This window comes from Lysobacter sp. CA196 (genome assembly GCF_052078695.1).
Classification (GTDB): Bacteria; Pseudomonadota; Gammaproteobacteria; order Xanthomonadales; family Xanthomonadaceae; genus Lysobacter.
Window position 1 is genome coordinate 14,039 of the sequence record NZ_JBQJIN010000001.1, and the last position, 26,096, is coordinate 40,134.

Genomic DNA, 26,096 nt, shown 5'->3' on the forward strand with positions numbered 1-26,096 from the left:
AGGGCGTCGGAGCTGCGGTCTGGGCGAGAGCCGACGTCGAGACCGACGAGGGCGCCGCGTCGTCCGCGGAGGGCGATGCGGCCGGAGCCGCCTCGTCCTTGGACCGGGCGTGATGCTTGGCCTTCGACTCGGGCTCCGGCAACGCTGCCGCCGGACCCGGCGCCGGCGCGGCGACGGCCGAGCGCACCACGATCTTGTCGCCTTCGCGGGCGATCACCACGCCCTGCGCCGCATACGCGGAATTCAGCTGCGAGACCGCGTCGGGCAGGCTGGTGGTGTGGATCAGCGACACCGCCTGGTGCAGGGTGAAGTCCGAATAATGCTGGTAGTCCAGGGTCATATTCGAATCGGCGGCCCAGCGCGTCAGCATGTTCTTCAGCGTGCCGTCCATCGGCGACGGATAGAACACGTAGGACTGGTGCAGCGGGATTTCGCTGGGGGCTTCGGAATACCGGTTGACCGGCTTCCAGCGGCCGCCGAAATCCGGCGCGGGTCGAGTGGCGCAGCCTGCCAGCGCAATCGCCAGCAAAATCGCGACCCACAAACGAGGGCTGGTTGCAGTTGTATGTCTCACGCTTTCCCCGGCTTTATTTGATTGAACTGACGCACGAAATCGCCGCTGAGGCCGCCAGCCACGCCTGGACTCGCCAGTGCGTCGCGACTGGCCCCGCCGCGGTCATTGTTGGTAACGGATTAGTCGGACCGAAGCCGGCCAAAATGAGACGGCAGACACCTTTGCAGCGGCAGTGCGTAACACGCCTGCCCTTTCTGCACCGGGTCGCGAAAGTAAGGCCGCGCGAGTCGCGCGACGCGTAATCATCGTTCTGTCCATGAACTCCCCTACAGCACGGTAATACCGTTGAACGTGTGTCTGACGACACTCGTAGACGAAGATTAGACCGAAGTCAAAGCTTTCGGCAAGTGGGTTGACGAAAAAAGTGCAATCTAGAGTTGCGACTCAAAGTCTGGCCAGGCGTTCGATGGCCGCGTCCAGGGTCGCTTCGTTCTTCGCGAAGCACAGGCGCGCCAAGCGTTGGCCGGCCGGCGGCGACTCGTAGAACGGCGACAGCGGAATCGCCGCGACGCCCTTCTCTATCGTCAGCCAGCGGCAGAACGCGGCGTCGTCGAGGTCGCTGATCGCCGAGTAGTCGACCAGTTGGAAGTAGCCGCCGGGCACCGGCAGGGGGTTCAGCCGCGTGGTCGACAGTTGCTCGCGAAACCGATCGCGCTTGGCCTGATAGAAATCGCCGAGGCCCTCGTAGTGCCCGGGCTCGGCCTCGATCATCTCGGCGAACGCCCACTGCGCCGGGGCGAAGCTGCAGAAGCTGTTGTATTGGTGGACCTTGCGCAATTCGGCCGACAGCGCCGGTGGCGCGATGCAGTAGCCGATCTTCCAGCCGGTGCAGTGGTAGGTCTTGCCGAAGCTCGACACCACGAAGGCGCGTGCGCGCAACTCCGGGTAGCGCAGGATCGATTCGTGGCGCAGCCCGTCGAACACGATGTGCTCGTAGACCTCGTCCGACAGCAGCCAGATGTCGTGCTCGCGCAACAGCTCGCTCAGGCGCGCGATGTCGCTCGCGTCGAACATGGCCCCGGACGGGTTGTGCGGCGAATTGATCATCAACAGCCGGGTCTTGGGGGTGATCGCCGCGCGCACCCGGTCCCAGTCGACGGCGAAGGTCTGCGGGTCCAGCGGGACGTGCACGGCGCGGCCGCCGGCCAGGTCGATCGCCGGCTCGTAGCTGTCGTAGCAGGGGTCGAGCACGATCACCTCTTCGCCCGGCCGGACCACCGCCTGGACCGCGTCGAAGATCGCCTCGCTGGCGCCGGACACGACGGTGATCTCGGTGTCGGCATCCGGCCGGTGGCCGTAGCAACGCTCGGTCTTGGCGGCGATCGCCTGACGCAGGGCCGGGATGCCGGTCATCGGCGCGTACTGGTTCTTGCCGTCCTTCATCGCCCGCGCCAGCGACTCGACCAGCCGCGCAGGCACCTCGAAGTCGGGAAAACCCTGGCCCAGATTGACCGCCTGGTGCTCGAGGGCGAGCTGCGACATCACGGTGAAGATGGTGGTGCCGACTTTCGGCAGCTTGGTTTCGAACGTCATGGGCCGGGGACGGATCGCATACGGGGCATCGAGTGTACCGGTGACATGTTGCAGGCCGTTAGATCGCATCCGGCCGCAAGCCGTCCGAGTGGCCATATCGATATGCAGCCGACGCGCTGGACAGCCGCCGATCAACGGGCATTGCACTGTCCGCCCCGGGTCGGGACACTGGCGCCATGCGCGAACTACAAGTCGTCAATGCTGCGGAGCTGGCGGTCGCCTACGCCGCCGCGGACTATGCGGTGGCCCTGGACGGAGACGCGATGCCCTTGCGGGTCGGTCGCCCCGCCGCGGACCTCGAAGCCTACTGGCCGGCGACACGCTATATGTTCGTGACCGCCTGGAACCCGGCGTCCGAACCGCATTCCGACAGCGCCAACCATGCTGCCGACGAACGACTGGTCGCGCGCCTGGATGCGGCCGGGGTGCAACGCCATGCCGCCTGGGCCGAGGACACCGCCGGCGAATGGCGCGAACCGGGCTGGCTGCTGGCCGACCTCGACGAAGCCCTCGCCCATGCCCTGGCCCGCGACTTCGGCCAAGCCGGGGTGCTGGCCTGGCGCCGCGGCGAACCGGTGCGCCTGCGCATGCTGATCGCGCGGCCCGCCAACGCCGAGCGCTCGGAATTCACCGACTGGCTCGGCGATTGAGTCAGGCGCGATCCGGGCCCGCGCGGCAGCCCTCGCTCTCGCCATCGCCCCCGCCATCGCCCCCGCATGGGGGATTTGCAGCGGACTCGCATAAAATGCGCGCTCCGCGGCCCGACCGGGCGCCCGCACCCGACCGATGACCCCACACGAACGTACCGCCCCGCCGCTGTTGCAAGCCCGCGGACTGCGCTTCGCGCGCAACGACGAACCCGTGTTCGGGCCGCTCGACTTCGCCGTCGACGCCGGCGAGGCCCTGCTCGTGCAAGGCGACAATGGCGCCGGCAAGACCACCCTGCTGCGGGTGCTGGCCGGCCTGTTGCGCGCCGACGGGGGCGAGATCGAACTCGACGGGCAGCCGTCGGACCCGGCGCGGCGCGCGCGAGCGATCGCCTACCTCGGCCACCTGCCCGGGCTCAAGGCCGACCTCAGCGCGATCGAGAACCTCGACTTCCTGTGCGGCCTGCAGGGGCGCCGGCGCGGCCAATTGCCCGAGAACGCCCTGGCCATCGTCGGCCTGGCCGGCTACGAGGATGCCCTCGCCCGCCAGCTCTCGGCCGGACAGAAGAAACGCCTGTCGTTGGCCCGCCTGTGGATGGCGCCTGCGCCGCTGTGGCTGCTCGACGAGCCCTACGCCAATCTCGACCTGGAAGGCATCGAACTGGTCAATCGCATGGTCCAGGCCCACCTGCGCGAGGGCGGCGCCGCCCTGGTGACCACCCACGGCGCCTACGCCGCGCCGCCGGTGCGCACCCGCATGCTGGTCATGGAGAAGGCGGTATGAGCGTGCGCCAACGCAACCCCAGCCTGGCCGCCGCCACGCCGGGACTGATCGGCTCGGCCCGCGCCCTGATGCTGCGCGACCTGCGCCTGCTCTGGCGGCGCCGCGGCGACGCCCTGCAGCCGGCGTTGTTCGCGCTGCTGGTGGTGGTGCTGTTCGCCTTGGCCCTCGGCGGCGAAAAGCAGGCCTTGGCGAAGGTCTCGGGCGGGGTGCTGTGGCTGTCGGCGCTGCTGGCCGGCCTGCTCGCCCTCGACACCTTGTTCCGCGGCGACGCCGAGGACGGCTCGCTGGAGCAATGGATGCTGGCGCCGGTGCCGCTGGGCTGGCTGGTCGCAGTGCGCACCTTCATGCACTGGGCCACCACCGCCCTGCCGCTGCTGGTCGCGACCCCGTTCCTCGGCGAGCTGCTGTACCTGCCGCGCGAGCAATTGCCGGTGCTGCTGGCCTCGCTCGCGCTGGGCACGCCGCTGCTGAGTCTGCTCGGCGCGGTGGTGGCCGCGCTGACGGTCGGGATGCGGCGCTCTGGTATCCTTGTGGCCTTGTTGGCGTTGCCGCTGTACGTGCCGGTGCTGGTGTTCGGGGCGGGCAGCGTGGCTCGCTCGGCCCAGGGATTGGACCCGGTAGGCGCGTTGCTGTTGCTGGCCGCCGGCCTGGTGGTCGCCGCGTTGCTGGCGCCGCTGGCGGCCGCCGCGGCGATCCGCATCGCCTTGAACTGATCGCACCGAACAGATCCTGCGCGGCCGCCGCCTGGCCACGCCCCACCGCTCCAGGCCGCTCGCGACCCAGACCTCGAACGAACCACTGAATGAATCCCCTCGTCCGCTGGTTCCACACTCTCGGCTCGCCGCCCTACTTCGACCGCTTCGCCGCGCGTTGGGCGCCCTGGGGCTACGGCCTGGGCTTGCTGATCATGGCCTGGGGCCTGTATTCGGCGCTGTTCCTGGTGCCGGCCGACTACCAGCAGAAGGACAGCTTCCGCATTCTCTACATCCATGTGCCCAGCGCCTGGATGAGCATGGCGGTGTTCGCCCTGATGGCGTTCTACGCCGCCATCGCCCTGGTCTGGCGGATCAAGCTGTGCGAGATCCTGGCCATGGCCTGCGCGCCGATCGGCGCCGGTTTCACCATCATCACCCTGGCGACCGGCTCGATCTGGGGCAAGCCGATGTGGGGCACCTGGTGGGACTGGGACCCGCGCCTGACCACCGAGCTGATCCTGCTGTTCCTGTATCTGGGCGTGATCGGCCTCTACAACGCCATCGACGACCGCCGCGCCGCAGCGCGCGCCGCCGCCTTGCTGGCGATCGTGGGCGTCGCGCTGTTGCCGGTGATCCGCTATTCGGTGGTGTGGTGGAACTCGCTGCACCAGGGCCAGACCATCAGCCTGCTCGGCAAGTCGAGCATGGACCCGAGCATGATGGCGCCGCTGATCTGGATGATCGTCGGCACCAAGCTGTGGTTCATCGGCGCCCTGCTGACGCGGGCCCGCGCCGACAACCTGCGCCGCGAACAGGGCAAGGCCTGGGTCGCCGAACTCGCCGGCGCCACGAGCGGGGGCGGCCGATAATGGAATACCAGGAATACATCATTGCCGCATATGCGGTTTTCGCCATCGTGCTGGGCTGGGACTTCGTCGCCAGCCGCTTGCAGATCCGCCGCGAATTGCGCCTGGCGCGCGCGCGCGCGGCCCGCAACGCAGCGCGCAGCCAAACGAGTGAATTGAGCCGATGAACCCCACTCGCCGTCGCCGCCTGCTCTGGGTGGTCGGATTGGTCGCCGCTGCCGGCGTCGCAACCGCCCTGGTCGCCACCGCCCTGCAGCGCAATGTCGCCTACCTGTACACGCCGAGCGAGATCCTGCGCGGCGAAGCCAGCGAGCGAGCGCGCTTCCGCCTCGGCGGCATGGTCTCGGCCGGTTCGTTCAAGCGCACCCAGGGCACCCTGGATTCGCAGTTCCGCGTCACCGACGGCGACGCCGAGCTGGCGGTCGCCTACACCGGCATCCTGCCCGACCTGTTCCGCGAGAAGCAGGCGGTGGTCGCGACCGGCCGCATGCAGGGCGATACCTTCGTCGCCGAGGAAATCCTCGCCAAGCACGACGAGACCTACATGCCGAAGGAAGTGGCCGACAAGATGGGCGCGGCGCACAAGAAGCACGACGTCGCCGCCCCCGGCGGCGCGGAGCCGGCGCGTTGATCGCAGTGACCGTGGCGGTAGCGAGAGCAAATCCCCCCTGCCCCCCTTTGTCAAAGGGGGGAACGGCACGAGCGGGCTCTGCAGGACTGGATGAGTTGCGCCGGTTCGCCAAGGGCATAGCGGCAGTATCCGCTTCAGCGCGTTCCGCTGGTCTTCCCCCTTTGGGAAAGGAGGACCGAGGGGGATTTGCTCTCGCTGTCACCTCGTTCCCAACCCTCGCAGGCGATACCCATGCTGCCTGAACTCGGCCAGATCGCCCTGATCCTCGCCCTGCTGATCTCCATCGTGCAGGCCAGCCTGCCGATGCTCGGTGCGCATCGCGGCATCGCGCCGTGGATGGCGATCGCGCGGCCGGCCGCGTATGCGCAGCTGATCCTGGTCGGCTTCGCCTTCCTGATCCTGACCGAAGCCTTCGTCACCCAGGACTTCTCACTGCGCTACGTCGCCGAGAACAGCAATTCGCTGTTGCCGGTGGCGTACCGCTATTCGGCGGTGTGGGGCGCGCACGAAGGTTCCTTGCTGTTGTGGGCGCTGGTGCTGGCGCTGTGGACCGCCGCGGTCGCACGTTTCTCCAGGGCGCTGCCGCCCGAGGTGATCTCGCGCGTTCTGGCGGTGATGGGCGTGATCAGCGTCGGCTTCCTCGCCTTCCTGATCTTCACCAGCAATCCCTTCGCGCGCTTGCTGCCGGCGGTCGCCGAAGGCCGCGACCTCAACCCATTGCTGCAGGACCCAGGCCTGATCATCCACCCGCCGATGCTGTACATCGGCTACGTCGGCTTCTCGGTGCCGTTCGCGTTCGCGATCGCGGCCTTGCTCGACGGCAAGGTCGACGCGCGCTGGTTACGCTGGACGCGTCCGTGGACCAACATCGCCTGGGCCTTCCTCACCCTCGGCATCGCCCTGGGTTCGTGGTGGGCGTATTACGAACTCGGCTGGGGCGGCTGGTGGTTCTGGGACCCGGTCGAGAACGCCAGCTTCATGCCCTGGCTCGCCGGCGCGGCCCTGCTGCATTCGCAGGCGGTCACCGAAAAGCGCGGCAGCTTCCGCGGCTGGACCCTGTTGCTGGCGATCGCCGCGTTCTCGCTGTCGCTGCTCGGCACCTTCCTGGTCCGCTCCGGCGTGCTGACCAGCGTGCACGCCTTCGCCGCCGATCCCTCGCGCGGCCTGTTCGTGCTGATCTTCCTCGGCATCGTCATCGGCGGCTCGCTGCTGCTGTACGCCTTGCGCGTGCCGTCCGGCGACGACAACGGCGGCAAGCCGTTCGAGCTGAGTTCGCGCGAGACCTTGTTGCTCGCCAACAACCTGCTGCTCGCCACCGCCTGCGCGATGGTCCTGCTGGGCACCTTGTATCCCTTGCTGGCCGATGCACTGGAGCTCGGCAAAATCTCGGTCGGCCCGCCGTACTTCTCGCTGATGTTCGTGCTGCTGATGGCACCGCTGGTGTTGCTGCTGCCGTTCGGCCCCTTGTTCCGCTGGCAGCGCGAGCAGCCCTCGCGCCCCCTGGCGATGCTGGTGCCGTGGGCCGGTCTCGCCCTCGGCGCGGCCATCGCCGCGTATTTCCTCGCGCCGCAGGGGCCGTGGAAGGTCGCGGCCGGCGTCGGGGGCGCGGTCTGGGTCGCCGCAGGCACCTTGCGCTTCGTGTGGACGCGCGTGCGCGGCAACGGCACCCGCTACACCGCCGAGATGCTCGGCATGACCCTGGCCCATCTCGGCGTCGCCGTGTTCCTGGTCGGCGCCTTGCTGGTCGAAGGCCTCAGCCTGCAGCGCGAAGTCGCGCTGGCGCCGGGCAAGAGCCTGGACCTCGGCCGTTACGCCTTCCGTTTCGACAGCGTCGCCCATCGCGTCGGCCCCAATTACGAAGCCGACTACGGCACCGTCACCGTGTTCGACGGCGACGAAGTGCTCGCGGTCATGCATCCGGAAAAACGCGCCTACGCCAGCGGCGGCCAGGTCATGACCGAAGCGGCGATCGAACGCGGCGTCACCCGCGATCTGTATGTCGCCCTCGGCGAATCGCTCGGCGACGGCGCCTGGGCGGTGCGCGTGCACATCAAACCGTTCGTGCGCTGGGTCTGGCTGGGCGCCTTGCTGATGATGCTCGGTGGTTTCGTCGCTGCGGCGGACCGGCGTTTCCGAGTCAAGGCCGATGCGCGCGAGGAAGGCGAGCGTTCGCCCGAGCCGCGTCCGGCCGTAGCCACGGCGACCGCCGCGGTCGCAGGATCCATTGCAGGAGAACAGGCATGAATACCCCCACCCCGCGCGGCAACAACAGCCGCTGGTTGCCGTTGGCGGTATTCGCTGCGTTGGCCGTGCTGCTCGCCGCCGGCGTCTGGCTGAGCCGCAAGCCGAACCGCGAGGCGCTGCCGTCGCCGTTGATCGGCAAGCCGGCGCCGGCGTTCTCGCTGCCGGTGCTGCACGAAGCCGGCCGCCTGCTGTCGTCCGACGACCTGCGCGGCGAGCCCTACCTGCTCAACGTCTGGGGCAGCTGGTGCCCGGCCTGCCGCGACGAGCACCCGGTGCTGACCCGCTTCGCCGAGACCAAGCGCGTGCGCGTGATCGGCTTCAACTGGAAAGACGAACACGCCGACGCCTTGCGCTGGCTGGAACAGTTCGGCAACCCGTATTGGGTCGTGGTCACCGACTTCGAAGGCAAGTCGGCGATCGACTGGGGCATCTACGGCGCGCCGGAGACCTTCCTCGTCGACGGCCGCGGCATCGTGCGCTGGAAGTTCGTCGGCCCGCTGACCGACGCGACCATCCGCGACGAATTGCTGCCGAAGCTGGCCGAAGTCGAGAAGGCGCGATGAGCGACTGCGGCAAAAGCAAATCCCCCCTGCCCCCCTTTTTCAAAGGGGGGGACGGCATGGATTCGTTCGTCGCGAAGAGCTCGCCCGAAGCCCTCCCCCCTTTGAAAAAGGGGGACCGGGGGGGATTTGCTTTCCTCGCCCGATCGCTGCGCCCTATCGCAGGACCCGTCTCGTTCGCACTGCTGCTGACCCTGGCCCTCGCCGCTCCGCTTACCGCGCAGCCCGCTAACGACCCAGTGCCGTTGAGCTTCAACGACAGCGGCGAAGAACGGCGCTTCCACACGCTCGTCGCCGAGCTGCGCTGCGTGATGTGCCAAAACCAGTCGCTGGCCGATTCCAATGCCCAGATCGCCCACGATCTGCGCCGCGAGGTGCTGGAGCTGATGCGCCAGGGCAAGAACGACGCTCAGATCAAGGACTTCCTGGTCGCGCGTTACGGCGAGTTCGTGCTCTACCGCCCGCAGGTCGAATCCAAGACCTGGTTGCTGTGGTTCGGCCCGGCCCTGGTGCTGCTGGCCGGCGGCTTCGTGGTGGCGCGCATCGTGCGCCAACGCAGCGCCGCGTCGACGCCCACGCCGAACGACGACGAGCAGGAGTGGTGATGGCCGTGGCGATGGGCTCGACGTCGATGACGATGTTCGTGATAGCCGGCGCGACCCTGGTCGTATTCGCGCTGGGATTCGCGCTGTATCCGCTGTGGCGCTCGCGGCCGTGGCTCGGCGCCGGCGTCGGCGTGACCCTCGCGGCGGTGACCGCGGCGTTGTACCTCGCGATCGGCACGCCGGCTGCGCTCAACCCGCAACAGGTCAAGGCACCGCAGACCTTGGCCGAAGCGGTGACCCAGCTCGAAGCCGAACTCGAACGCGACCCGAACCAGATCGAGGGCTGGCGCCTGCTCGCCAGCGCCTACACCGCCGAAGGCCTGAGCGAGAAAGCGCGCGATGCCTATGCGCGTGCGGTCAAGCTCGCCCCCGACAATCCCGACCTGCTCGCCGAAGCCGCCGAGGCGCGCGCGCTGGCGATGCCGGACCGGCGTTTCGATGCCGAAGCCGTGGCCATGCTGCAACACGCCTTGCAACAACAGCCGATGCACCAGCGCGCGCGTTGGTTCCTCGGCATCGCCCAACGCCAGGCCGAGCAACCGGCCGAGGCAGCGAAGACCTGGGAGCCGCTGCTCGCCGTGGTCGATGCCCGCACGGCATCGAGCCTGCTCGAACAGATCAACGGTGCGCGCCTGGAAGCCGGCCTGGAACCGATGCAAGCGCCGACCCAGACGGCCCAGGCCGCAACCGCGGGCCCCGGCCTGACCGTCAAGGTCAGCCTGGCGCCGGCACTGGCGGCGAAGCTGCCGGCCAACGCCAGCCTGTTCGTGCTCGCGCGCCAGACCAGCGGCGCGCCGATGCCGGTCGCGGTCGAGAAACACGCGGCCAAGGACTTCCCGGTCGAAGTCCGGCTCGACGACGGCGACAGCCCGATGCCGACCATGAAACTGTCGCAGCTCGCGCAGGTGCAGGTGCTCGCCCGCGTCTCGGCGTCGGGCAACGCGATCCCGCAGCCCGGCGACCTCGCCTCCGCGCCGACGATTGCGCGCGTCGCCGGCAACGGCACGGTCGAGATCGTGATCGATCGCGTGGTCGAATGAGCGCGGCCGTGCGGGCCGGGTTGGTGCGGGCCGCGTCCGTCAGCGGCAAAACGAGGCCTGTTTCGCCATCGGAACGGACGCATGACGACAGAACCGATGGTGCTGCGACGCATGCCGACACTATGCTTTAGGCTGCACCGCGATCGATGCGGGGCAACGGACGAGGCGAACCACGCCAGCCTCCACGGCCCGCTCCGCCCTTCCCCTCCGACCCCAAGGACACCGGCCCACGGCCGGCCAGACGAGCGCAAGGCATGACCGAATTCATTCCGCCCGGCACCCGCCACATCGACCTGCCCTCGCCCTTTCCGATGAAGCGCGGCGGCGCGCTGCACGGCGCCCGCATCGCCTACGAGACCTGGGGCGAGCTCAACGCCGCCCGCGACAACGCCATCCTGATCGTCACCGGCCTGTCGCCCGACGCGCACGCCGCGGCCAATGCCGGCAACCCGGAGCCGGGTTGGTGGGAAGCGATGCTCGGCCCGGGCAAGCCGATCGACAGCGACCACTGGTTCGTGGTTTGCGTGAACTCGCTCGGCAGTTGCAAGGGCTCGACCGGCCCGGCTTCGATCGACCCGGTCACCGGCGAGCTGTACCGCCTCGAATTTCCCGAACTGTCGGTCGAAGACGGCGCCGATGCCGCCGCCCATGTCGTACGCGCGCTCGGCATCGAGCACCTGGCCTGCGTGATCGGCAATTCGATGGGCGGCATGACCGCGCTGGCCCTGCTGATCCGCCATCCGGGCCTGGCGCGCAACCACATCAACATCTCCGGCGCCGCCCGCGCGCTGCCGTTTTCGATCGCGATCCGCTCGCTGCAGCGCGAGGCGATCCGCCTGGACCCGCAATGGAACCAGGGCCGCTACGACGACGAGCATTACCCGGAGTCCGGCATGCGCATGGCGCGCAAACTGGGCGTCATCACCTATCGTTCGGCGCTGGAATGGGACGGCCGCTTCGGCCGCGTGCGCCTGGAATCGGACCGCGCCGACGACGAACCCTTCGGGCTGGAATTCGAAGTCGAAAGCTACCTGGAAGGCCACGCGCGCCGGTTCGTGCGCCGCTTCGACCCCAATTGCTATCTGTACCTCAGCCGCTCGATGGACTGGTTCGACCTGGGCGATTACTGCGGCCAGACCCTCGCCGACAATGATGAACAGGTGCGGCTCGGCCTGGCCGCGGTACGGGTCGAGAAGGCCCTGGCCATCGGCGTGCAGACGGACATCCTGTTCCCCTTGCAGCAACAGCAGGAGATCGCCGAGGGCCTGCGCGCCGGCGGCGCCGATTCGCGCTTCCTGCCGCTGGAATCGCCGCAGGGGCACGACGCCTTCCTGGTCGATATCGGCCGTTTTGGGCCGGCGGTCGCAGGATTCCTCGCGGAGCTGCGGGGAAGCTAGGACAGACGTAGAATGGACCGCATGAACGCCACCGACGCCCTGCCCGACCTCGACTTCCCCGGCCACGACAAGTTGGTCGCCGCGATCGACGATGCCGTCGCTTCCGGCGACGAACACGCGGTCACCGCGGCCTTGCGCAACACCTTGTGCAAGATGATCCGCGACCGCGACGTGCACCTGCCCGAGTGCGTGTTCGATCCGATCGACGATCACTACGCCCGGCGCGAGATCTACCGCAGCCCGCAGCTCGGCTACAGCGTGGTGGCGATGACCTGGGGCCCAGGCCAGGGCACGCCGATGCACGACCACAGCGGCCTGTGGTGCGTCGAAGGCGTGTGGGACGGCGAACTCGAAATCACCCAGTTCGAATTGCTCGAACGCAACGGCGAGAACTTCCGCTTCCGCGCCGCCGGCGGCATGCATGCCGGCCCCGGCAGCGCCGGCAGCCTGATCCCGCCGCACGAATACCACACCATCCGCAACGCCAGTAACGACTCGGTCGCCGTGTCCCTGCACATCTACAAGGCGCCGATGGAAGCCTGCTCGATGTTCGTGCCGCGCGAAGGCGAATGGTTCCGTCGCGTCGACAAGTCGCTGGAAACCGACGAAGCGGCCTGAGCCGCCGTGCACCGCAGCTCGCGGCGGCGCCCCCTCGCATCGCTGGCAAACCTGATGATCGGCGCCCACACGCGCCGTCATCCCATCATGGCGCCGCACGCAACCTGCTGATGGCCCATGCCTGCCCGCCCGACAACGGGTAGCATGCGCCGCGTTCGCTGTGCCTCTCTCAGCCGCCGCCCGGAGATCAGACGATGCTGACCGACCTGTTGCTCGCCGCCTCGCATCACCTGCTGATCTTCGCCCTGGTGTCGATGCTCGTCGCCGAATCGATCCTGTTGCGCGGCCCCATCGACGGCAGCGTGCTGCAACGCCTGGCCCGTCTCGACTCCGGCTACGGCGGTTGCGCCGGCCTGTTGCTGCTGATCGGCCTGGGCCGCGTGTGGTATGGCGTCAAGGGCCACGATTTCTATCTGCACAACCCCTGGTTCCACGCCAAGCTCGGCGCCTACGTCCTGGTCGGCCTGCTGTCGATCCTGCCGACCGTGCGCTTCCTGCGCTGGCGCAAGGCCTTGTCGCTCAACCCGGGCTATCTGCCGGATGCCGGCGAAGTCGCGAAGATGCGCGGCCTGGTGCGTTTCGAACTGGCCCTGATCGCGGCGATTTTCGTATTGGCCGCGGCGATGGCGCGCTACGGCGGTTTCTGAAGAACCGCAACGGCACAACGGTGCCGAACCTGGCGAACGGGCAAAAACAAAGGGCCTAGCCTTGCGGCTAAGCCCTTGTTTTTCATGGTGCCGGAGGTGGGACTCGAACCCACACGCTTTTAAGGGCGGCGGATTTTGAGTCCGCTGCGTCTACCGATTCCGCCACTCCGGCAGCGGCTGCGCAGTATACCCAGGCAAACGCTCCGCGTCTGCACGTCGTGAGGGGGCTGGGGACAGCAAGCCGGATACGGGCTCGATGAGGGGCGCGAAGCGCGATGGCCGCCCGGGCGCTGGCGGGATGCTTCGGCTTGGTCTTTCGCTTGGGTCAAAGCGACAGCAACAGCAAATCCCCCCTGCCCCCCTTTTCCAAAGGGGGGAACAGCACGGGCTTGGCCGCGGCGAATCTGCAAGAGGGGAACAGCACGGGCTTGGCCGCGGCAAATCTGCAAGGGGGAACAGCACGGGCTTGGCCGCGGCGAATCTGCAAGAGGGAAACAGCGCGGGCTTGGCCGCGGCGAATCTGCAAGGGGAACAGCGCGGGCTTGCCGTGGCGAACCTGCAAAGGGGAACCGCATGGGCTTGTTCGTGGAGGCAAGGATCTCCATTGAGCGCCTCCCCTCTGCAGAGGGAGCCGAGGGGATCTGCCCTCTTCCACTGCGTCGGCCTGCGATTCAGTTCGGCTCGCCCGCCTCGTCGTCGGCCGCGAGCGCCATCGAAGCGGCCGCGGCATCGCTGGTTTCCAACGGTTCCGCCACCGACTCGGCGCGTTCCGCCGAGCTCATCCGCGCCGCCTGCCAGGCGGTCACGGTGCATCGGATGGCGGCGGCGGTTGCGAGCATGGGATCAGTTTTCTGAATGAGATCGACGACAGCCCAGGCATCGCCGGGTGTGGCCACGACGGCCGGACGCGGGCCGCGACAACAAACCGCCACAAGGGCATTGCGGCTCTAGGCCGCGCTCCCAGCGCCACAGACGCCAGAATGAATACATCATCATCGTGAAGCCGGCGCATACGCTGCCGAGCTGCAACGATCGTGCGATCGGTGCGAACGCCGCACCGGCGGGCGTATCGCCCAGTTCCAGCAATACCGTACCGGTCGCAATGCCGCCGGCGGCGATCACCAATGCCGGCGCGAACAACTGCAGCAACATCCTGGCACCACGATTCATCGAGACGTCTCCCCTTCTGCGCCAGGTAGCAGAACGCGGAGCGATCTCAGCCGATGAGACGATGGCCAGAATATGGCCAGCCCCGCCGCGACGCCCCTGCCATTCGTCGTGGCGGCGCTGCGACGCTTGGCGCTTGCGCGCCGGCGCCGATCGTGAGCAAAACGGCGGCATGACCAGGGCTAGAATGATGCGATGTGTCTGATCGCCCTCGCCTGGCAACACCATCCTCGCTATCGCCTGGCCTTGATCGCCAATCGCGACGAGGCCCATCAACGTCCGACCGCGGCCGCGGGGCCCGACCCCGACAGTCCCGAGGTCTACGGCGGCCGCGACCTGCTGCAGGGCGGCAGTTGGCTGATGGCCTCGAGCGCCGGTCGCTTCGCCGCGGTCACCAATGTCCGCGCCGGGCTCAATCCCGAGGTCGCACCGCGATCGCGCGGCGGATTGGTGCGCGAGTTCGTGCGCGACCGCATCGGCGCAGCCGATTATCTCGAAGCATTGCGTCCCGACGCGGCCGAGTTCGGCCGTTTCAATCTGCTGCTATGGGACGGCGAGGCCTTGATGTTCGCCAGCAATCATCCGCAGTTCGTCGCCGCGCCGGTCGCGCCCGGCATGCATGCGATGTCGAACGGCGCCTTCGACGCGCCGTGGCCGAAGAGCACTCACGCCACCTGCGCCTTGTCGTCGTGGCTGGGCTCGTCGGCATCGACCGTACCGCAATCGGGCACCGACCAATTGGAAATGTTGTTGTCGGCGCTCGCCGATTCCACGCCCGCGCCCGACGAGGCCCTGCCCGATACCGGCGTGGGGCTGGAACTCGAACGCATGCTGTCGCCGCCGTTCGTGCTCGGCGAGCGCTACGGCACGCGTTGCAGCACGGTGGTGTTGATCGATGCGGATTCGATCGCCTTCGTCGAGCGGCGCTTCGGCCCGAACGGCGCGGCCGCGGGCGAATCGGCGACCTTGTTGCCGCTGTCGCGGCGCGACTGAATCGCAGAACGCACGCGCACACAGAAAAAGACAGGCAATGAGAAGACCCGGGCCTTCGAGATTTCCTCGGGTGTCCGGGCCTTCCGTATCGGAGCGATTGCATCGGACTTTCGCCCGTTGGTTGTTCTCCGATGGGCGTAAGTTAACGCCGCCGGCGTTACCGGCCGATCAAATTTTCGTGAGCGAAATCTGTCGCGCGCCTGTTCAGGCGCCAGGAACTAGGAAATAGGAACGAGTAGGAGCCCTCAGCGGATCGGGATCGCCCCAACGCCACACTAGTTATTAGTTCCTTACTACTAGTTCCTCGCTCCTCACCACTCGCTCCTCGCTCCCCGCCCATCACCTCGACCAGGGCCACCAACCGCGGCCGGTCTGGGCGTAGCGATCGGCGGCGCGCTCGAACGGATTGCGCACGCTGATGCCGCCGCAAATCAGATACAGCGGCACGAACAACAGCCCCAGCACCATGTACTGATAGACGTGGGCGCGCTCGTGATCGGCGAGCAGGATCGGCGGCTCGTCGCCGTGGCCGGCATCGTGGGCGTAGGTGAAGCACGGCGAGTCCAGGCTGTCGCCGGTATGCAGGATGACGTTGCCGAGAGTGATCGCCCCGCCCGGCCCCCACGGCCAATGCTGGAACACCAGCGCCAGGTCGCTGCGGCGCAAGCGCAGGCGCGCGCCGAACGGCATGCCGACGACGCCGGCGAGCAGACCCAGCGCCGTGATCGGCGAGGTCCAGAGCATGCCGAGCGTGCCGCCGGCGATTCGCACGAAGCCAGCCAGTCAGCAGCCCTCTTCCGACATCAGCAGCCACAGGATCAGATACACCAGCGCGACCGGCAGCAGGAACGTGGCCAAAGCGAGGACCACGAAAACGCCGCGCACCAGCACCGGATTCCAATGCATCCGCAGGGCGATGCCACCGCAGACGCCGGCGATCATGCGATCGTGGCGCGAGCGGCAGAACGTTCGCGTGGTACTGCTCATCCGGGCGTGCTCCGGGTTCCTGCGGGCTCGGAATCAGTCTAGCGCGTCAGGGTGATGGCGTCGTCGCCGGCTTGCGCAGCTGAACGAGACGGGCCTTGAGCCAGGCGGCCGAGGCGACCGGCGGGGCGCCGCCGCAACGGACCCGATAGGCCTGGCCGCTGAGGCTGCTTTCGCTGGCCGCGCGTTCGATGAACTGGTCGGCCGAATCGACCAGGTCGCGCTTGCGCAGGTAGGCCAGCTTCTTGCGCAGATGGGCCTGGGCGGCCTTGGCGTCGTGCCAACTGCCGTTGCGCTCGAACTGGCAGGAGGAACTGCCGAGCGCCTGGATCAGCTGCTCGATCTCGCGCTCGGCCTGGGCCGACGGCGCGGCCTGGGCGGTGCCCAAACCAGCGAGCAGGACGGCCGTGGCCAGGGCCCTGACGAAGGGGGTGCGAAAGGGATTGCGGAAGCGGGTGCGGGCGATGTCCATACGGCGAATTAAAGCTTACCCAGCCAGGCGCCGACCACGTCGGTCCAGATTTCATAACCGCTGCGGTTCATGTGCAGGGCGTCGTCGAGGAACAGCTCCGGGCGCGGTGCGCCGGAGGCCTGCAGCATCGGCCTGTAGACGTCGAGATAGTCCACGCCCTTGGCCTGTTGCGCATACGCGCGCACCAAGGCGTTCGCTTCGCGCACCTGCGGCAGCAAGGCCGCGCGCGAGGGGCTGGGCTTGATCGCGATGAAGCCGATCCGCGCCTGCGGCACGGCCGCGCGCACACGCTCGACGAAAGCGGCGAAGTCGTCGCGCACCTGCGCCGGCGTGCGGCCCTCGGACAGGTCGTTGTCGCCGGCATAGAAGACCACCGCACGCGGCTGGTACGGGGTGACGATGCGCTCGGCGTAATAGAGCGAATCGTAGACGCGCGAACCGCCGAAGCCGCGGTTGATGATGGCCACGCCGGGGAAATCCGTATCCAGGCTTTGCCAGTAACGGATCGAGGAACTGCCGACGAAGACGATGCTGCCGGGACGGCGGCGCACCACCGCGTCTTCGCGCTCGAAGGCCTGGATATTGATTTCCCAGCGGCTGGAATCGGTGGCGGTTGCGGCGGCGGCAGGGGCCGCTGCGGCCGTCGTTGCGGCCTCGGGTGCCGGCGCGGTGCTGGCACAGGCGCAAACCAGGGCCAGCAGCAAGGGATGCAGGATGCGGCGCATGAGAATTCTCTGGCTGACGAGCTGCCGAGACTAAACGTCTCGGCGGGACGATGCATCCGGCAGCGTCGATGCGTTGTTTGCGCTTGCCCTCACCCCGGCCCTCTCCCGCGAGCGGGAGAGGGAGTGAATCAAGGGCCTCCCGCTTGCGGGAGAGCGCCTGGTTCAACGTGTCGCTAGCGCTGTCTTCAGCGCGAGCGCTGCGCCAGCCAGTCGTGGATCGCCTGGGGCACTTCGCGCTGGGCGCGGCCGGACACGTAGATGCCGATGTGGCCGCCGCGGAACGACAGTTCCGAGTAGTCCTCGGTACCGACCAGCTTGGCCAGCGCCCGCGACGCCGCCGGCGGCACCAGGTGGTCCTGCTCGGCGAAAATGTTCAGCACCGGCATGCCGATGTAGGCCAGGTCGACCGCGCGGCCGCCGATGTCGATGCCGCCGTTGACGAAGCCGTTGCCCTGGTAGAACTGCTTGATGAATTGACGGAAGGCTTCACCGGCCTGGTCGGGCGAGTCGAAGATCCACTTCTCCATGCGCAGGAAGTCCTCGAGCGCGCGCTTGTCGTCGAGGATGTCGATCAGGCCGACGTACTTCTGCACGAACAAACGCCACGGCTTCAAGGTGAGGTAGCACCAGTTCATGACGTCGGCCGGGACGTTGCCGAGGGTGTCGACGAACTGGTCGATGTCCAGGCCGCGGGTCCAGTTCGACAGCATGTTGTCGTCGGTGTGGAAATCCACCGGCGTGACCATGGTGATCAGATTGCGGACCTTGTTCGGGTTCAAGGCCGAATAGCACAGCGAGAACGCGCCGCCCTGGCAGATGCCGAGCAGGTTGATCGCGTCCATGCGGTACTCGCGACGCAGGTGGTCGACCGCACCGCCGAGGAAACGCTGGATGTAGTCCTCGAGTTCGAGGTAGCGGTCGGACCGGTCCGGATAACCCCAGTCGAGGATGTAGACGTCTTCGCCGCGTTCGAGCAGGCCGCGCACGATCGATTTGTCGGCCTGCAGATCGACCATGTAGGGGCGATTGACCAGGGCGTAGGCGATCAGCAGCGGGACTTTCGCGGTCGGCGCCTTGTCGCCGCGAAAGCGGTACAACACGACCTTGCCGTCGCGCCAGACTTCCTCGCGCTCGGTCGCGCCGTAGTCGATGTTGCCGACCTGGTGCAGCGACTCCAGCCCGGCGCGCAATTTGTTCTGCGCCTGCATCGCTTCCTGGGCCAGGGATTCGGCGCTGAAATTGATCGGTGAGGTCATGTCAGCGCGCCTTCTGGGTGGTCTTGGCCGGCTTCACCGCAGCGGCGGCGCTGGGCCGGGTCGGCGGTTGCGGGCGGGCGATCGCGGTCTTTTTCGCCGGCTTGGGCTTGCCCGCTGCGACGGCGGTCGACTTGCTGACGGCGGCCGCCGCGGCCTGGGCCGCACGCGGTTTGACGGTTTTCTTCGGCGCCGGCTTGGCCGATTTCGCCTCGGATTTCCTTACCTCGGATTTTTTCACTGCGGACTTCTTTGCCGCGGACTTCAGCGCCGGTTGCGCCTGCGCGCGCGGCGCGTCCGCGGTCTGGCGCGGGGCCTCGTTCGCGCCGGTGCCGCGCGACTGCTGCACCTCATCGCGCAGACGCCGCAGTTCGCGTTCGAGTTGCGCGATCTTGCGGTGCGCGGCGTCGATCTCGGTGCGGGTCGGGATGCCGAAGCCGCTACTGGCCTGCTCGACTTCCTTCTGCACGCCGGCGCGCAGGCGCATCTGCGAATTCACCAGGGCCGCATAGGCATCGCGGAACCGCGGCGACAAGGCGATCTGCGCATAGGCTTCCTCGGCCGCATCGATCCACAGATCGAACAGCGCGCGTGCGCTGGAGAGCTGACGACCCGGCTCGCTGCGCTCGGCCAGCTTGTCCTCGAAACGCGAGAACGCATCCTGGCCGGCTTCGGCCATCAAGGCGTTGTAGGCCTGGCTCTGCTTCTGGTAATCGACATGCGCCTGGGCCAGCGCCTGCAGGCGCTCCTGATGCTCGCGCGCGAAACCGAACGCGGGCAGGCCGAGGATCGATTGACCCTGGCCTTGCAGGCGCTCCAGAAACGGCGCGACCTGCTCGACCCAACGCGACAGATCCTGCTGACCCGGGCCGCGCATCGCCCCGAACACGTCGGCGAAGGGATTGGCGGCATTGCCGCCGAGGACGCGTTTCCAGGCCCCGGCGATGTCGCCGGCGGAGGCGTCGCTGCCGGCGAACTGCGCCGCCAGCTTCTGGATCTCGCCGAACCAACCGCGCGCCTGGCTGTTGAAGCGGTCCAGGGTTTCGTCGGCCTGCGGGCTCGCGCCCTTGGCCAGTTGCGACCACCAGTTCACGGCCTCGTTCCAACCCGGAACCGACGGCTGCGAGGGCTGCGCGCCGGCGCCGCGCATCATCTGCCCCCATGCGCTCCAGTACTGTCGCGCCAGTGCATCCAGATCGGGGCCGGCGCCGAAATCGCCGGGATTAGTCGAGCCGAAACCGAAATTCGCCATCGCCGCCTCCATGATTTGATCCGATCATAGCAACGGCCTGTTGCCGCGCGCTGTGTCGGCAGCACCGCCACGCGATGACGGCCGATCGATGCGCCGATGATGTGCCGACCGCCGTAATGCGCAAACTGCGCGCGGCTACGCGGTCGGCCCGGGCTTGGGTATGCTTGCGGCACATTCAGGCAAGGAGCCACTCGTGGCCATTGGCGAGTATTCGCAGATCTACCGCGGCAAGCGCATCGTGAACTTCAGCATGGGCGAAACGCCCGCCGGTGGCGACGTCGTCTACCGCCTGCATCAGGACTACGACAGCGCCGAAAGCCAAGGCGATCTGCTCGGCAGTCTGCTGTCGCAGGTCGACCCGGGCACGCTCGATGCACTGGTCGTCGGCCCCTGGAGCGAAGCGCACGACGAAGGCCCGTCGGGCTATCTCGACCTGCTGATCGAACGCCGCGCCGAACTGCCCGCGCTCAAGGGTCTGTTCGTCGGCGACATGACCTACGAAGACTGCGAGATTTCCTGGATCATCCAGACCTCGTACAACGCCCTGCTCGCCGCCTATCCGGCGCTGGAATCCCTGCGCATCCGCGGCTCCAGCAGCCTGGAGCTGCAGGCCTTCGAGCACGAGCACCTGCAGGAGCTGGCGATCGAATGCGGCGGCCTGCCGTCGAAGATCGTCGATGCCCTCGCCGGCTCCAAGCTGCCGGCGCTGCACCACCTCGAACTGTGGCTCGGCGACGACAACTACGGCTACGACGGCGACCTTGCGACCTACCAGCGCCTGTTCACCGCGATCCAACCCGAACGCCTGCGTTACCTGGGCTTGCGCAACGCCAGCATCGGCGACGAACTCGCCGTGTGGCTGGCCGCGCAACCCTGGCTCGGTGGTTTGCGGACCCTCGACCTGTCGCTGGGCACCATCGGCGACATCGGTGCGCAGGCACTGTTCGAAAGCCCGAACCTCGGAGGCATCGAACGCATCAACCTGAGCCACCACTACATCTCGCCGGAGTGGCAGCAGAAACTCGCCAGCCTGCCCTGCGAGGTCGTGCTCGACGAGCATGAAGACGAGGACGACGGCGAACGCTACGTCGCAGTCGCCGAGTAAGACGTGTCCGCGGCCCCCTGGTTGTTGTTCGGCCCCAGCGCCAGCCGTCGGGTCCAGGGGCTGCAGCTGGCCTTGCGCGAGCACGGCCTGCCTGCGGCCGAAGTCGTCGACTACCAGACCCTGCTGAGCGCGCCGGAACGCGCCGCCGAGGCGATCGGCGGCCATCGCGGCCTGGTCAAGCTCGAATCGCCCGGCGAAGCGCCGGCCCTGCACGCCGCCCTGATCGAACGCGGCTGGCGGCGGCTCGGCGCGGCGGGCCCGGCACCGCAGCCGCTCGAACACGGCGAGCTCGCCCATCAGCATCATTGGTACGCCGGTTTCGCCGCTCTGCTGCGCTCGCTGCCGGCCGCTGCCGCTTACCTCAATCCGCCCGACGACATCGTCTGCATGAGCGACAAGCTGGCCTGCCAGCAGCGCTGCATCGCGGCCGGAATCGAGGTGCCGCCATTGCTCGGCCCGATCGACGGTTACGAGCATTTGCGCGAACGCTTGCGCGCCTCCGGCTGCGACCAAGTCTTCGTCAAGGCGCGCTATGGCTCATCGGGTGCCGGCGTGTTGGCGTATCGGCGCAACCGTGCCGGCCGCGAGGTCGCCTACGGCTCGGCCGAACTGGTCGAAAGCGGCGGACGACTGCGCGTGTTCAATTCGCTGCGCCCGCGCCGTTACACCGCCACCGGCGACATCGCCCGGCTCGTCGACCTGCTCGCCGCACAAGGCGCCTATGCCGAGCGCTGGGTTGCGAAACCGCGCGCGCCCGATGCGCACGGCGGACATTACGATCTGCGCGTGGTCGCGCTCGACGGACAGGCGCGGCAACGCGTCGCCCGGGTCAGCCGCGGGCCGCTGACCAACCTGCACCTGGGCAATCGCCGCGGCGCGTTGGAGGCCTGGTTCGACCCGGCCTCGATGCAGGCGCTCGAAGCCGCGACCGAACGCGCCGCCGGCGTGTTTCCGCGCAGCCGCATGATCGGTTTCGACCTGATCCTGCGCGACCGCCGCAGTTGGTTGCTCGAACCCAATGCCTTCGGCGACTTGTTGCCCAACCTGCTGTGGCAAGGCCGCGACACCTACCAAGACCAAGCCGCACTGGCGTCCTCGCCACCTGCCCGCAGCGGTCCACAGCGAATGCCCGCCCATGCCTGACGCCCTCCCCGACATGCGCGCCATCATCGGCGATCACGACTTGGTCCTGATCACCCTCGACACCTTGCGCTACGACGCCGCCCAAGCCTGTTTCGAGCGCGGCGAATTGCCGGTGCTCGGGCCGCACTTGCCGCCGGAAGGCTGGGAACGCCGGCACACGCCGGGCAGTTTCACCTATGCCGCGCACGCGGCGTTCTTCGCCGGCTTCCTGCCCACGCCGGCCTCGCCCGGCCCGCATCCGCGCTTGTTCGCGCTCGACTTCGAAGGCAGTGAAACCACCGCGGCGGGCACCTACGTGTTCCGCGACCGCGCCGACATCGTCTCCGGTCTGCACGATGCCGGCTATCGCACGATCTGTATCGGCGGGGTCGGTTTCTTCAACCAGCGCAATCCGCTGGGTTCGCAGTTACCGGGCTTGTTCGACGAAAGCCATTGGGAACCGGGTTTCGGCATCACCGCCATCGACTCCACCGAGCGCCAGGTCGCCCTGGCCTGCGCACGCCTGCGCAGCGAGGAACTGCGCGATACCCGCTGCTTCGTCTTCGTCAACGTCTCCGCCCTGCACCAACCCAATCGCCATTACCTCGCCGGCGCCGAACACGACGGCTACGACAGCCACTGCGCCGCCCTGCGTTACGTCGACGCCGCGCTGGCGCCCTTGTTCGCCGCCTTGCGCGAACGCGGGCGCGCCTTCGTCATCGCCTGCTCCGACCACGGCACCGCCTACGGCGAGGACGGCTACCACGGCCACCGCCTCGCCCACGAGGTGGTGATGACCGTGCCCTACGCGCATTTCATACTCTCGCCATGACCGCTCCCCTCGCTTTGCCCGGCCTCGCCGATCTGCTCAGCCTGCCGCCGTACCAGGCCTATTCGTATTCCTATCCGCACAAGACCGCGTACCGGCCGATCGAACCGGCGCAGCCCTTGGCGAAGCTCTGGGCCGGCGAACGCCGCGATGCGCTGTTCCTGTACCTGCATATCCCGTTCTGTTCCTACCGCTGCGGCTTCTGCAATCTGTTCGCCCTGGCGCGGCCGGAACCGGCCAAGGTCGACGCCTATCTCGACCAGATGGAGCGGCAATTGCAGGCCACCGCGCAGGCCCTCGGCGATCACCGCTTCGTGCGTTTCGCACTCGGCGGCGGCACCCCGACCTACCTCGACGTCGAGCAATTGCGGCGGGTGTTCGCGATGGTCGAGCAGCATGCCTCGATCGACCTGCAGGCCACGCCGGCCGGCATCGAGGTCTCGCCGGAAACCGTCGACGCCGACAAGCTGCGGGTCTGCCGCGAAGCCGGCATCGACCGGGTCAGCATGGGCATCCAGAGCTTCAGCGACGCCGAGGTGCGCTCGCTGGTGCGTCCGCAGCAGCGCGAAGTGGTCGAACGCGCGATCGCGACGATCCGCGAGCAGGCCTTCCCGATCCTCAATCTCGACCTGATCTACGGCATCGCCGGGCAGACGGTGACGAGTTTCCTCGCCTCCATCGACAGCGCGCTGAGTCATCGGCCCGAAGAGATCTATCTGTATCCGCTGTACGTGCGGCCGCTGACCGGCCTGGGCCGGATCGAGGCCAAGGCCGGCGCCAAGCCCGGCTTCGCCCTGCAACCCGAACCCCTGGACACGCGTCTGGCGCTGTACCAAGCCGGCCGCGACCATCTGCTTGCGGCCGGTTACAGCCAGGTCTCGATGCGCATGTTCCGCGCCCCGCATTCGCCCGACATCGCCGCGCCGGTCTACTGCTGCCAGAGCGACGGCATGGTCGGCGTCGGCTGTGGTGCGCGCTCCTACACCGGCACCCTGCACTACTCCAGCGAGTATGGTGTCGCCCGGCGCAGCGTGGCCGAGATCCTCGACCACTACCTGGCCCGCGACCCGGCCTCGTTCGCCTACGCCGACTATGGCATCGAGCTCGACGACGACGAACGCCGGCGCCGCCACGTCATCCAGTCGCTGTTGATCCGCCCGGGCCTGGACCGCGACGACTACCGCCGCCGCTTCGGCGCCGACTGCCTCGACGACCTGCCGCAGCTACGCGATCTGCTCGACCTCGACCTCGCTCACGGCGACGAGGCCATGCTCGCCTTGACCGACGCCGGCCTCGCCCGCGCCGACACCATCGGCCCCTGGCTGACCTCGGCGCGCATCGCCGAGCGCATGCACGATTACCGTCTCGGCTGAGCGCATGCACCTGTCCCTGCTCTATCGCGGCCGGCTCAGCAGTTGCAACTACGAGTGCGGCTACTGCCCGTTCGCGAAGACTTACGACAGCCGCGCCGCCCTGCGTCGCGACGCCGACGACTTGGCGCGCTTCGTCGACTGGGCGGCGCAGCAGCGCATGGAGCTGTCGATCTTGTTCACGCCCTGGGGCGAAGGCCTGGTGCGCCGCCACTACCGCGACGCCATGACCCGCCTGAGCCATCTGCCGCATCTGCGCCGGGTCGCTATCCAGACCAACCTGTGCGTCGGCACGCGCTGGCTCGACGACGTCGACACCCGCACGCTCGCCCTGTGGTGCACCTATCACCCGACCCAGGTCACCCGTGCGGCCTTCCTCGCGCGTTGCCGCGAACTCGATCGCCGCGGCGTGCGCCACAGCGTCGGCATGGTCGCACTGCACGAGCACCTGGACGAAATCGAAGCCTTGCGCGCGGAACTGCCGGCGCACACGCCGCTGTGGCTCAACGCCTACGACGAGCGTCCGCCGGGCTATTACAACGCCGACCAGATCGAACGCCTGCAGCGCATCGACCCGCATTTCCGCTACAACCTCGACCCCGCGCCGAGCCTGGGCGCGCCCTGCCTGACCGGCGAGAACGTGGTCTCGGTCGACGGCGACGGCAACGTCAAGCGCTGCCATTTCGTTGCCGAACCGCTCGGCAACCTCTACGACGGCAGCTACGCCGCGCAACTGCGCGCCCGCAGCTGCCCGAACTCGCGTTGCGACTGCTACATCGGCTACGCGCATCGCCCGGACCTGCCGTTCCAGCGCGACTATGCCGGCGGCGTGCTCGAACGTATTCCCGCACTCGCGCAATCGCCTTACGGCCTCGCCGCCGCCCGGCCGGGCTGAGCTCATCCCATTCGATCTACGCAAAGGAAGCAGCATGTCGTTCCGAAGGACCTCGAAACTCGCCCTCGCTGTCTGGCTCGCGGCGGCCGCCCTCGTCGGCCCCGCCTGCGCCGCACCCGCCCCAGCCGCGTCGGGCATGCCACCCGAGCAGGTCGCCGAACTCTATCTGCGCCTCGCCCTCCACAACGACGTCGAGGCCGCCAAGACCCTCAACGGCTACCTCAGGCCCGCGTTCGACGGCAAGGACGCCCTCAACGTCGAATACCTGGCGACCGTGCCGGGCCTCATGCGACCGATGTTCGAGGAGTACGCCGACACCCTGCTCAAGTCCTTGCCGAAGGTCGACCCGGCGCGCGCCAAACCGGCGATCGTCGCCGCGATGCTGGCCCAGCACGCCGCCGTCGCCAGCGCCGAATGCCGCGCGCTATCGCACGAGGAACGCACGAACGACGTCGTCGCCGGCCAACGCATCGCCGCAGTCGCCTATCGCTGCAAAGTCCCGGCGATCGACCAGAGCATCGAGCAACTGCTGGCGAACGAGGAGGACGACCCCAACAAGGTCACCACCGAATTGCTGGTCGACGGTTTCGAGCGCTACCGCCGCTCCCACGAAACCGCCACTGGCAGCCGCGACGTCGACGGCGTGATCACTCTCTACGGCGGCAACGGCCAGCCGTGGCTCACCGGCAGCTACGCCGAGGTCATCGACGTGGTGACCGACGGGATGTTGAAGAAACGCGCGGAATGACCCGGCGCGCGCGGCGAGATTCGATCGTCGCGCATCGTCTGCTCGTCGTCGTTCGACGTCGGATAGAAAAGTAAGGCGGCACTGCTCCGTGCATCGTCGAGACGAAGCGACAGCGCGCGCATATCGGCAGAGCCACGATGCGCCGATGCGTGATAAGCACGCGAGTGCAACCCGAACATACGCATGGAAGACCTGCACATAGAAAACGTGCACATGGAAAGTGCAATCGAAAACGCGCGCTCAGAACTCGTAAACAAAACTCGCAAACAAAAACGGACACGCAAAACGAATCAGGGCCCGGTTTCCCGGGCCCTGATTCGTGTTTGGCGTCCCCACGGGG

Annotated in this window: 29 protein-coding genes, 1 tRNA gene and 1 pseudogene; 20 read left to right on the forward strand and 11 right to left on the reverse strand. The window is 67.9% G+C overall.

The features are described from left to right. Positions 1 to 181: 181 nt before the first annotated feature. A pseudogene (locus tag ACTOWK_RS00075) lies at positions 182 to 544 on the reverse strand (hypothetical protein); the annotation flags it as partial. Positions 545 to 958: 414 nt separating this feature from the next. Further along, positions 959 to 2,107, reverse strand: coding sequence for a pyridoxal phosphate-dependent aminotransferase (locus ACTOWK_RS00080; RefSeq protein ID WP_441328209.1), 1,149 nt, complete (start codon positions 2,105 to 2,107; stop codon positions 959 to 961). A gap of 176 nt (positions 2,108 to 2,283) precedes the next feature. On the opposite strand from ACTOWK_RS00080, the gene ACTOWK_RS00085 reads away from it, so the two are divergent. The 13 genes from ACTOWK_RS00085 to ACTOWK_RS00145 all read left to right on the forward strand — a co-directional run bounded on the left by ACTOWK_RS00085 (position 2,284) and on the right by ACTOWK_RS00145 (position 12,841). Then, complete coding sequence (locus ACTOWK_RS00085) at positions 2,284 to 2,757, forward strand: DUF3293 domain-containing protein (protein ID WP_441328210.1); 474 nt, start codon at positions 2,284 to 2,286, stop codon at positions 2,755 to 2,757. 136 nt (positions 2,758 to 2,893) lie between these two features. Continuing rightward, positions 2,894 to 3,538: a heme ABC exporter ATP-binding protein CcmA gene (gene ccmA / locus ACTOWK_RS00090; protein ID WP_441328211.1), complete on the forward strand. Its 645-nt coding sequence runs from the start codon at positions 2,894 to 2,896 to the stop codon at positions 3,536 to 3,538. Then, a complete protein-coding gene (gene ccmB / locus ACTOWK_RS00095; RefSeq protein WP_441328212.1) occupies positions 3,535 to 4,251 on the forward strand; it encodes a heme exporter protein CcmB in 717 nt (238 codons plus the stop codon). The genes ccmA and ccmB overlap by 4 nt, the downstream gene beginning before the upstream one ends. An 89-nt stretch (positions 4,252 to 4,340) precedes the next feature. Then, positions 4,341 to 5,102: a heme ABC transporter permease CcmC gene (ccmC, locus tag ACTOWK_RS00100; RefSeq protein WP_441328213.1), complete on the forward strand. Its 762-nt coding sequence runs from the start codon at positions 4,341 to 4,343 to the stop codon at positions 5,100 to 5,102. Beyond that, on the forward strand, positions 5,102 to 5,266 hold the full coding sequence (gene ccmD / locus ACTOWK_RS00105; RefSeq protein WP_441328214.1) for a heme exporter protein CcmD: 165 nt from the start codon (positions 5,102 to 5,104) through the stop codon (positions 5,264 to 5,266). The genes ccmC and ccmD overlap by 1 nt, the downstream gene beginning before the upstream one ends. Further along, on the forward strand, positions 5,263 to 5,730 hold the full coding sequence (ccmE, locus tag ACTOWK_RS00110; protein WP_441328215.1) for a cytochrome c maturation protein CcmE: 468 nt from the start codon (positions 5,263 to 5,265) through the stop codon (positions 5,728 to 5,730). The genes ccmD and ccmE overlap by 4 nt, the downstream gene beginning before the upstream one ends. A 231-nt stretch (positions 5,731 to 5,961) precedes the next feature. After that, positions 5,962 to 7,974: a heme lyase CcmF/NrfE family subunit gene (locus ACTOWK_RS00115; RefSeq protein ID WP_441328216.1), complete on the forward strand. Its 2,013-nt coding sequence runs from the start codon at positions 5,962 to 5,964 to the stop codon at positions 7,972 to 7,974. Further along, positions 7,971 to 8,537, forward strand: a complete 567-nt coding sequence (locus tag ACTOWK_RS00120) for a DsbE family thiol:disulfide interchange protein (protein WP_441328217.1) — start codon at positions 7,971 to 7,973, stop codon at positions 8,535 to 8,537. Before ACTOWK_RS00115 ends, ACTOWK_RS00120 begins: the two co-directional genes overlap by 4 nt. A gap of 155 nt (positions 8,538 to 8,692) precedes the next feature. Next, entirely contained in the window at positions 8,693 to 9,139 is a 447-nt protein-coding gene (locus ACTOWK_RS00125) for a cytochrome c-type biogenesis protein (RefSeq protein ID WP_441328634.1), read from the forward strand. Between the two features lie 26 nt (positions 9,140 to 9,165). After that, positions 9,166 to 10,179: a tetratricopeptide repeat protein gene (locus tag ACTOWK_RS00130; protein WP_441328635.1), complete on the forward strand. Its 1,014-nt coding sequence runs from the start codon at positions 9,166 to 9,168 to the stop codon at positions 10,177 to 10,179. 254 nt (positions 10,180 to 10,433) lie between these two features. After that, complete coding sequence (gene metX, locus ACTOWK_RS00135) at positions 10,434 to 11,576, forward strand: homoserine O-acetyltransferase MetX (protein ID WP_441328218.1); 1,143 nt, start codon at positions 10,434 to 10,436, stop codon at positions 11,574 to 11,576. A gap of 21 nt (positions 11,577 to 11,597) precedes the next feature. Further along, complete coding sequence (locus ACTOWK_RS00140; protein WP_441328219.1) at positions 11,598 to 12,194, forward strand: cysteine dioxygenase; 597 nt, start codon at positions 11,598 to 11,600, stop codon at positions 12,192 to 12,194. 194 nt (positions 12,195 to 12,388) lie between these two features. Continuing rightward, complete coding sequence (locus ACTOWK_RS00145) at positions 12,389 to 12,841, forward strand: DUF2214 family protein (protein WP_441328220.1); 453 nt, start codon at positions 12,389 to 12,391, stop codon at positions 12,839 to 12,841. Positions 12,842 to 12,926: 85 nt separating this feature from the next. Here the strand turns inward: ACTOWK_RS00145 and ACTOWK_RS00150 are convergent. The 3 genes from ACTOWK_RS00150 to ACTOWK_RS00160 form a co-directional block, all read right to left on the reverse strand. Next, a tRNA-Leu gene (locus ACTOWK_RS00150) sits at positions 12,927 to 13,013 on the reverse strand. 499 nt (positions 13,014 to 13,512) lie between these two features. Further along, positions 13,513 to 13,680: a hypothetical protein gene (locus ACTOWK_RS00155; protein ID WP_441328221.1), complete on the reverse strand. Its 168-nt coding sequence runs from the start codon at positions 13,678 to 13,680 to the stop codon at positions 13,513 to 13,515. 4 nt (positions 13,681 to 13,684) lie between these two features. Continuing rightward, complete coding sequence (locus tag ACTOWK_RS00160; RefSeq protein WP_441328222.1) at positions 13,685 to 14,236, reverse strand: hypothetical protein; 552 nt, start codon at positions 14,234 to 14,236, stop codon at positions 13,685 to 13,687. Here ACTOWK_RS00160 and ACTOWK_RS00165 point away from each other — a divergent pair. Further along, on the forward strand, positions 14,204 to 15,001 hold the full coding sequence (locus tag ACTOWK_RS00165; RefSeq protein ID WP_441328223.1) for an NRDE family protein: 798 nt from the start codon (positions 14,204 to 14,206) through the stop codon (positions 14,999 to 15,001). The two genes, ACTOWK_RS00160 and ACTOWK_RS00165, sit on opposite strands and share 33 nt — an antisense overlap. Before the next feature lie 339 nt (positions 15,002 to 15,340). Here ACTOWK_RS00165 and ACTOWK_RS00170 read toward each other — a convergent pair whose 3' ends face one another. From ACTOWK_RS00170 to phaE, 6 genes are all read right to left on the reverse strand, one after another. After that, positions 15,341 to 15,745 (reverse strand): hypothetical protein, encoded by a 405-nt coding sequence (locus ACTOWK_RS00170; RefSeq protein ID WP_441328636.1) that lies wholly within the window; start codon positions 15,743 to 15,745, stop codon positions 15,341 to 15,343. Positions 15,746 to 15,784: 39 nt separating this feature from the next. Next, on the reverse strand, positions 15,785 to 15,988 hold the full coding sequence (locus tag ACTOWK_RS00175; RefSeq protein ID WP_441328224.1) for a PspC domain-containing protein: 204 nt from the start codon (positions 15,986 to 15,988) through the stop codon (positions 15,785 to 15,787). Between the two features lie 46 nt (positions 15,989 to 16,034). After that, a complete protein-coding gene (locus tag ACTOWK_RS00180; RefSeq protein WP_441328225.1) occupies positions 16,035 to 16,457 on the reverse strand; it encodes a DUF5329 domain-containing protein in 423 nt (140 codons plus the stop codon). Positions 16,458 to 16,465: 8 nt separating this feature from the next. Beyond that, positions 16,466 to 17,182, reverse strand: coding sequence for an SGNH/GDSL hydrolase family protein (locus tag ACTOWK_RS00185; protein WP_441328226.1), 717 nt, complete (start codon positions 17,180 to 17,182; stop codon positions 16,466 to 16,468). A 185-nt stretch (positions 17,183 to 17,367) separates the two neighbouring features. Continuing rightward, positions 17,368 to 18,438, reverse strand: coding sequence for a class III poly(R)-hydroxyalkanoic acid synthase subunit PhaC (locus ACTOWK_RS00190; protein ID WP_441328227.1), 1,071 nt, complete (start codon positions 18,436 to 18,438; stop codon positions 17,368 to 17,370). A gap of 1 nt (position 18,439) precedes the next feature. Continuing rightward, positions 18,440 to 19,687, reverse strand: coding sequence for a class III poly(R)-hydroxyalkanoic acid synthase subunit PhaE (gene phaE, locus ACTOWK_RS00195; RefSeq protein WP_441328228.1), 1,248 nt, complete (start codon positions 19,685 to 19,687; stop codon positions 18,440 to 18,442). A 193-nt stretch (positions 19,688 to 19,880) separates the two neighbouring features. Here phaE and ACTOWK_RS00200 point away from each other — a divergent pair, with 193 nt between their 5' ends. Genes ACTOWK_RS00200 through ACTOWK_RS00225 form a run of 6 tightly spaced genes read left to right on the forward strand, consistent with a single transcriptional unit; the run spans position 19,881 to position 25,756 of the window. Next, on the forward strand, positions 19,881 to 20,792 hold the full coding sequence (locus tag ACTOWK_RS00200) for an STM4015 family protein (RefSeq protein ID WP_441328229.1): 912 nt from the start codon (positions 19,881 to 19,883) through the stop codon (positions 20,790 to 20,792). Positions 20,793 to 20,816: 24 nt separating this feature from the next. After that, entirely contained in the window at positions 20,817 to 21,935 is a 1,119-nt protein-coding gene (locus tag ACTOWK_RS00205; protein WP_441328637.1) for an STM4014 family protein, read from the forward strand. Continuing rightward, on the forward strand, positions 21,928 to 22,746 hold the full coding sequence (locus tag ACTOWK_RS00210; protein WP_441328230.1) for an STM4013/SEN3800 family hydrolase: 819 nt from the start codon (positions 21,928 to 21,930) through the stop codon (positions 22,744 to 22,746). Before ACTOWK_RS00205 ends, ACTOWK_RS00210 begins: the two co-directional genes overlap by 8 nt. Further along, the gene (locus ACTOWK_RS00215) at positions 22,743 to 24,116 is read left to right on the forward strand and encodes an STM4012 family radical SAM protein (protein ID WP_441328231.1); all 1,374 of its coding nucleotides are present in this window, start codon (positions 22,743 to 22,745) and stop codon (positions 24,114 to 24,116) included. Before ACTOWK_RS00210 ends, ACTOWK_RS00215 begins: the two co-directional genes overlap by 4 nt. A gap of 4 nt (positions 24,117 to 24,120) precedes the next feature. Then, positions 24,121 to 25,008 (forward strand): STM4011 family radical SAM protein, encoded by an 888-nt coding sequence (locus tag ACTOWK_RS00220; RefSeq protein WP_441328232.1) that lies wholly within the window; start codon positions 24,121 to 24,123, stop codon positions 25,006 to 25,008. A 34-nt stretch (positions 25,009 to 25,042) separates the two neighbouring features. After that, positions 25,043 to 25,756, forward strand: coding sequence for a hypothetical protein (locus ACTOWK_RS00225; protein WP_441328233.1), 714 nt, complete (start codon positions 25,043 to 25,045; stop codon positions 25,754 to 25,756). The last annotated feature ends 340 nt before the right edge of the window (positions 25,757 to 26,096 follow it).

Coding starts and splice junctions, on each gene's coding strand:
- ACTOWK_RS00080 (WP_441328209.1), bottom strand. CDS start 2,107: ATGACGTTCGAAACCAAGCTGCCGAAAGTCGGCACCACCATCTTCACC.
- ACTOWK_RS00085 (WP_441328210.1), top strand. CDS start 2,284: ATGCGCGAACTACAAGTCGTCAATGCTGCGGAGCTGGCGGTCGCCTAC.
- ccmA (WP_441328211.1), top strand. CDS start 2,894: ATGACCCCACACGAACGTACCGCCCCGCCGCTGTTGCAAGCCCGCGGA.
- ccmB (WP_441328212.1), top strand. CDS start 3,535: ATGAGCGTGCGCCAACGCAACCCCAGCCTGGCCGCCGCCACGCCGGGA.
- ccmC (WP_441328213.1), top strand. CDS start 4,341: ATGAATCCCCTCGTCCGCTGGTTCCACACTCTCGGCTCGCCGCCCTAC.
- ccmD (WP_441328214.1), top strand. CDS start 5,102: ATGGAATACCAGGAATACATCATTGCCGCATATGCGGTTTTCGCCATC.
- ccmE (WP_441328215.1), top strand. CDS start 5,263: ATGAACCCCACTCGCCGTCGCCGCCTGCTCTGGGTGGTCGGATTGGTC.
- ACTOWK_RS00115 (WP_441328216.1), top strand. CDS start 5,962: ATGCTGCCTGAACTCGGCCAGATCGCCCTGATCCTCGCCCTGCTGATC.
- ACTOWK_RS00120 (WP_441328217.1), top strand. CDS start 7,971: ATGAATACCCCCACCCCGCGCGGCAACAACAGCCGCTGGTTGCCGTTG.
- ACTOWK_RS00130 (WP_441328635.1), top strand. CDS start 9,166: ATGACGATGTTCGTGATAGCCGGCGCGACCCTGGTCGTATTCGCGCTG.
- metX (WP_441328218.1), top strand. CDS start 10,434: ATGACCGAATTCATTCCGCCCGGCACCCGCCACATCGACCTGCCCTCG.
- ACTOWK_RS00140 (WP_441328219.1), top strand. CDS start 11,598: ATGAACGCCACCGACGCCCTGCCCGACCTCGACTTCCCCGGCCACGAC.
- ACTOWK_RS00145 (WP_441328220.1), top strand. CDS start 12,389: ATGCTGACCGACCTGTTGCTCGCCGCCTCGCATCACCTGCTGATCTTC.
- ACTOWK_RS00155 (WP_441328221.1), bottom strand. CDS start 13,680: ATGCTCGCAACCGCCGCCGCCATCCGATGCACCGTGACCGCCTGGCAG.
- ACTOWK_RS00165 (WP_441328223.1), top strand. CDS start 14,204: ATGTGTCTGATCGCCCTCGCCTGGCAACACCATCCTCGCTATCGCCTG.
- ACTOWK_RS00160 (WP_441328222.1), bottom strand. CDS start 14,236: ATGGTGTTGCCAGGCGAGGGCGATCAGACACATCGCATCATTCTAGCC.
- ACTOWK_RS00170 (WP_441328636.1), bottom strand. CDS start 15,745: ATGCTCTGGACCTCGCCGATCACGGCGCTGGGTCTGCTCGCCGGCGTC.
- ACTOWK_RS00175 (WP_441328224.1), bottom strand. CDS start 15,988: ATGAGCAGTACCACGCGAACGTTCTGCCGCTCGCGCCACGATCGCATG.
- ACTOWK_RS00180 (WP_441328225.1), bottom strand. CDS start 16,457: ATGGACATCGCCCGCACCCGCTTCCGCAATCCCTTTCGCACCCCCTTC.
- ACTOWK_RS00185 (WP_441328226.1), bottom strand. CDS start 17,182: ATGCGCCGCATCCTGCATCCCTTGCTGCTGGCCCTGGTTTGCGCCTGT.
- ACTOWK_RS00190 (WP_441328227.1), bottom strand. CDS start 18,438: ATGACCTCACCGATCAATTTCAGCGCCGAATCCCTGGCCCAGGAAGCG.
- phaE (WP_441328228.1), bottom strand. CDS start 19,687: ATGGCGAATTTCGGTTTCGGCTCGACTAATCCCGGCGATTTCGGCGCC.
- ACTOWK_RS00210 (WP_441328230.1), top strand. CDS start 21,928: ATGCCTGACGCCCTCCCCGACATGCGCGCCATCATCGGCGATCACGAC.
- ACTOWK_RS00215 (WP_441328231.1), top strand. CDS start 22,743: ATGACCGCTCCCCTCGCTTTGCCCGGCCTCGCCGATCTGCTCAGCCTG.
- ACTOWK_RS00220 (WP_441328232.1), top strand. CDS start 24,121: ATGCACCTGTCCCTGCTCTATCGCGGCCGGCTCAGCAGTTGCAACTAC.
- ACTOWK_RS00225 (WP_441328233.1), top strand. CDS start 25,043: ATGTCGTTCCGAAGGACCTCGAAACTCGCCCTCGCTGTCTGGCTCGCG.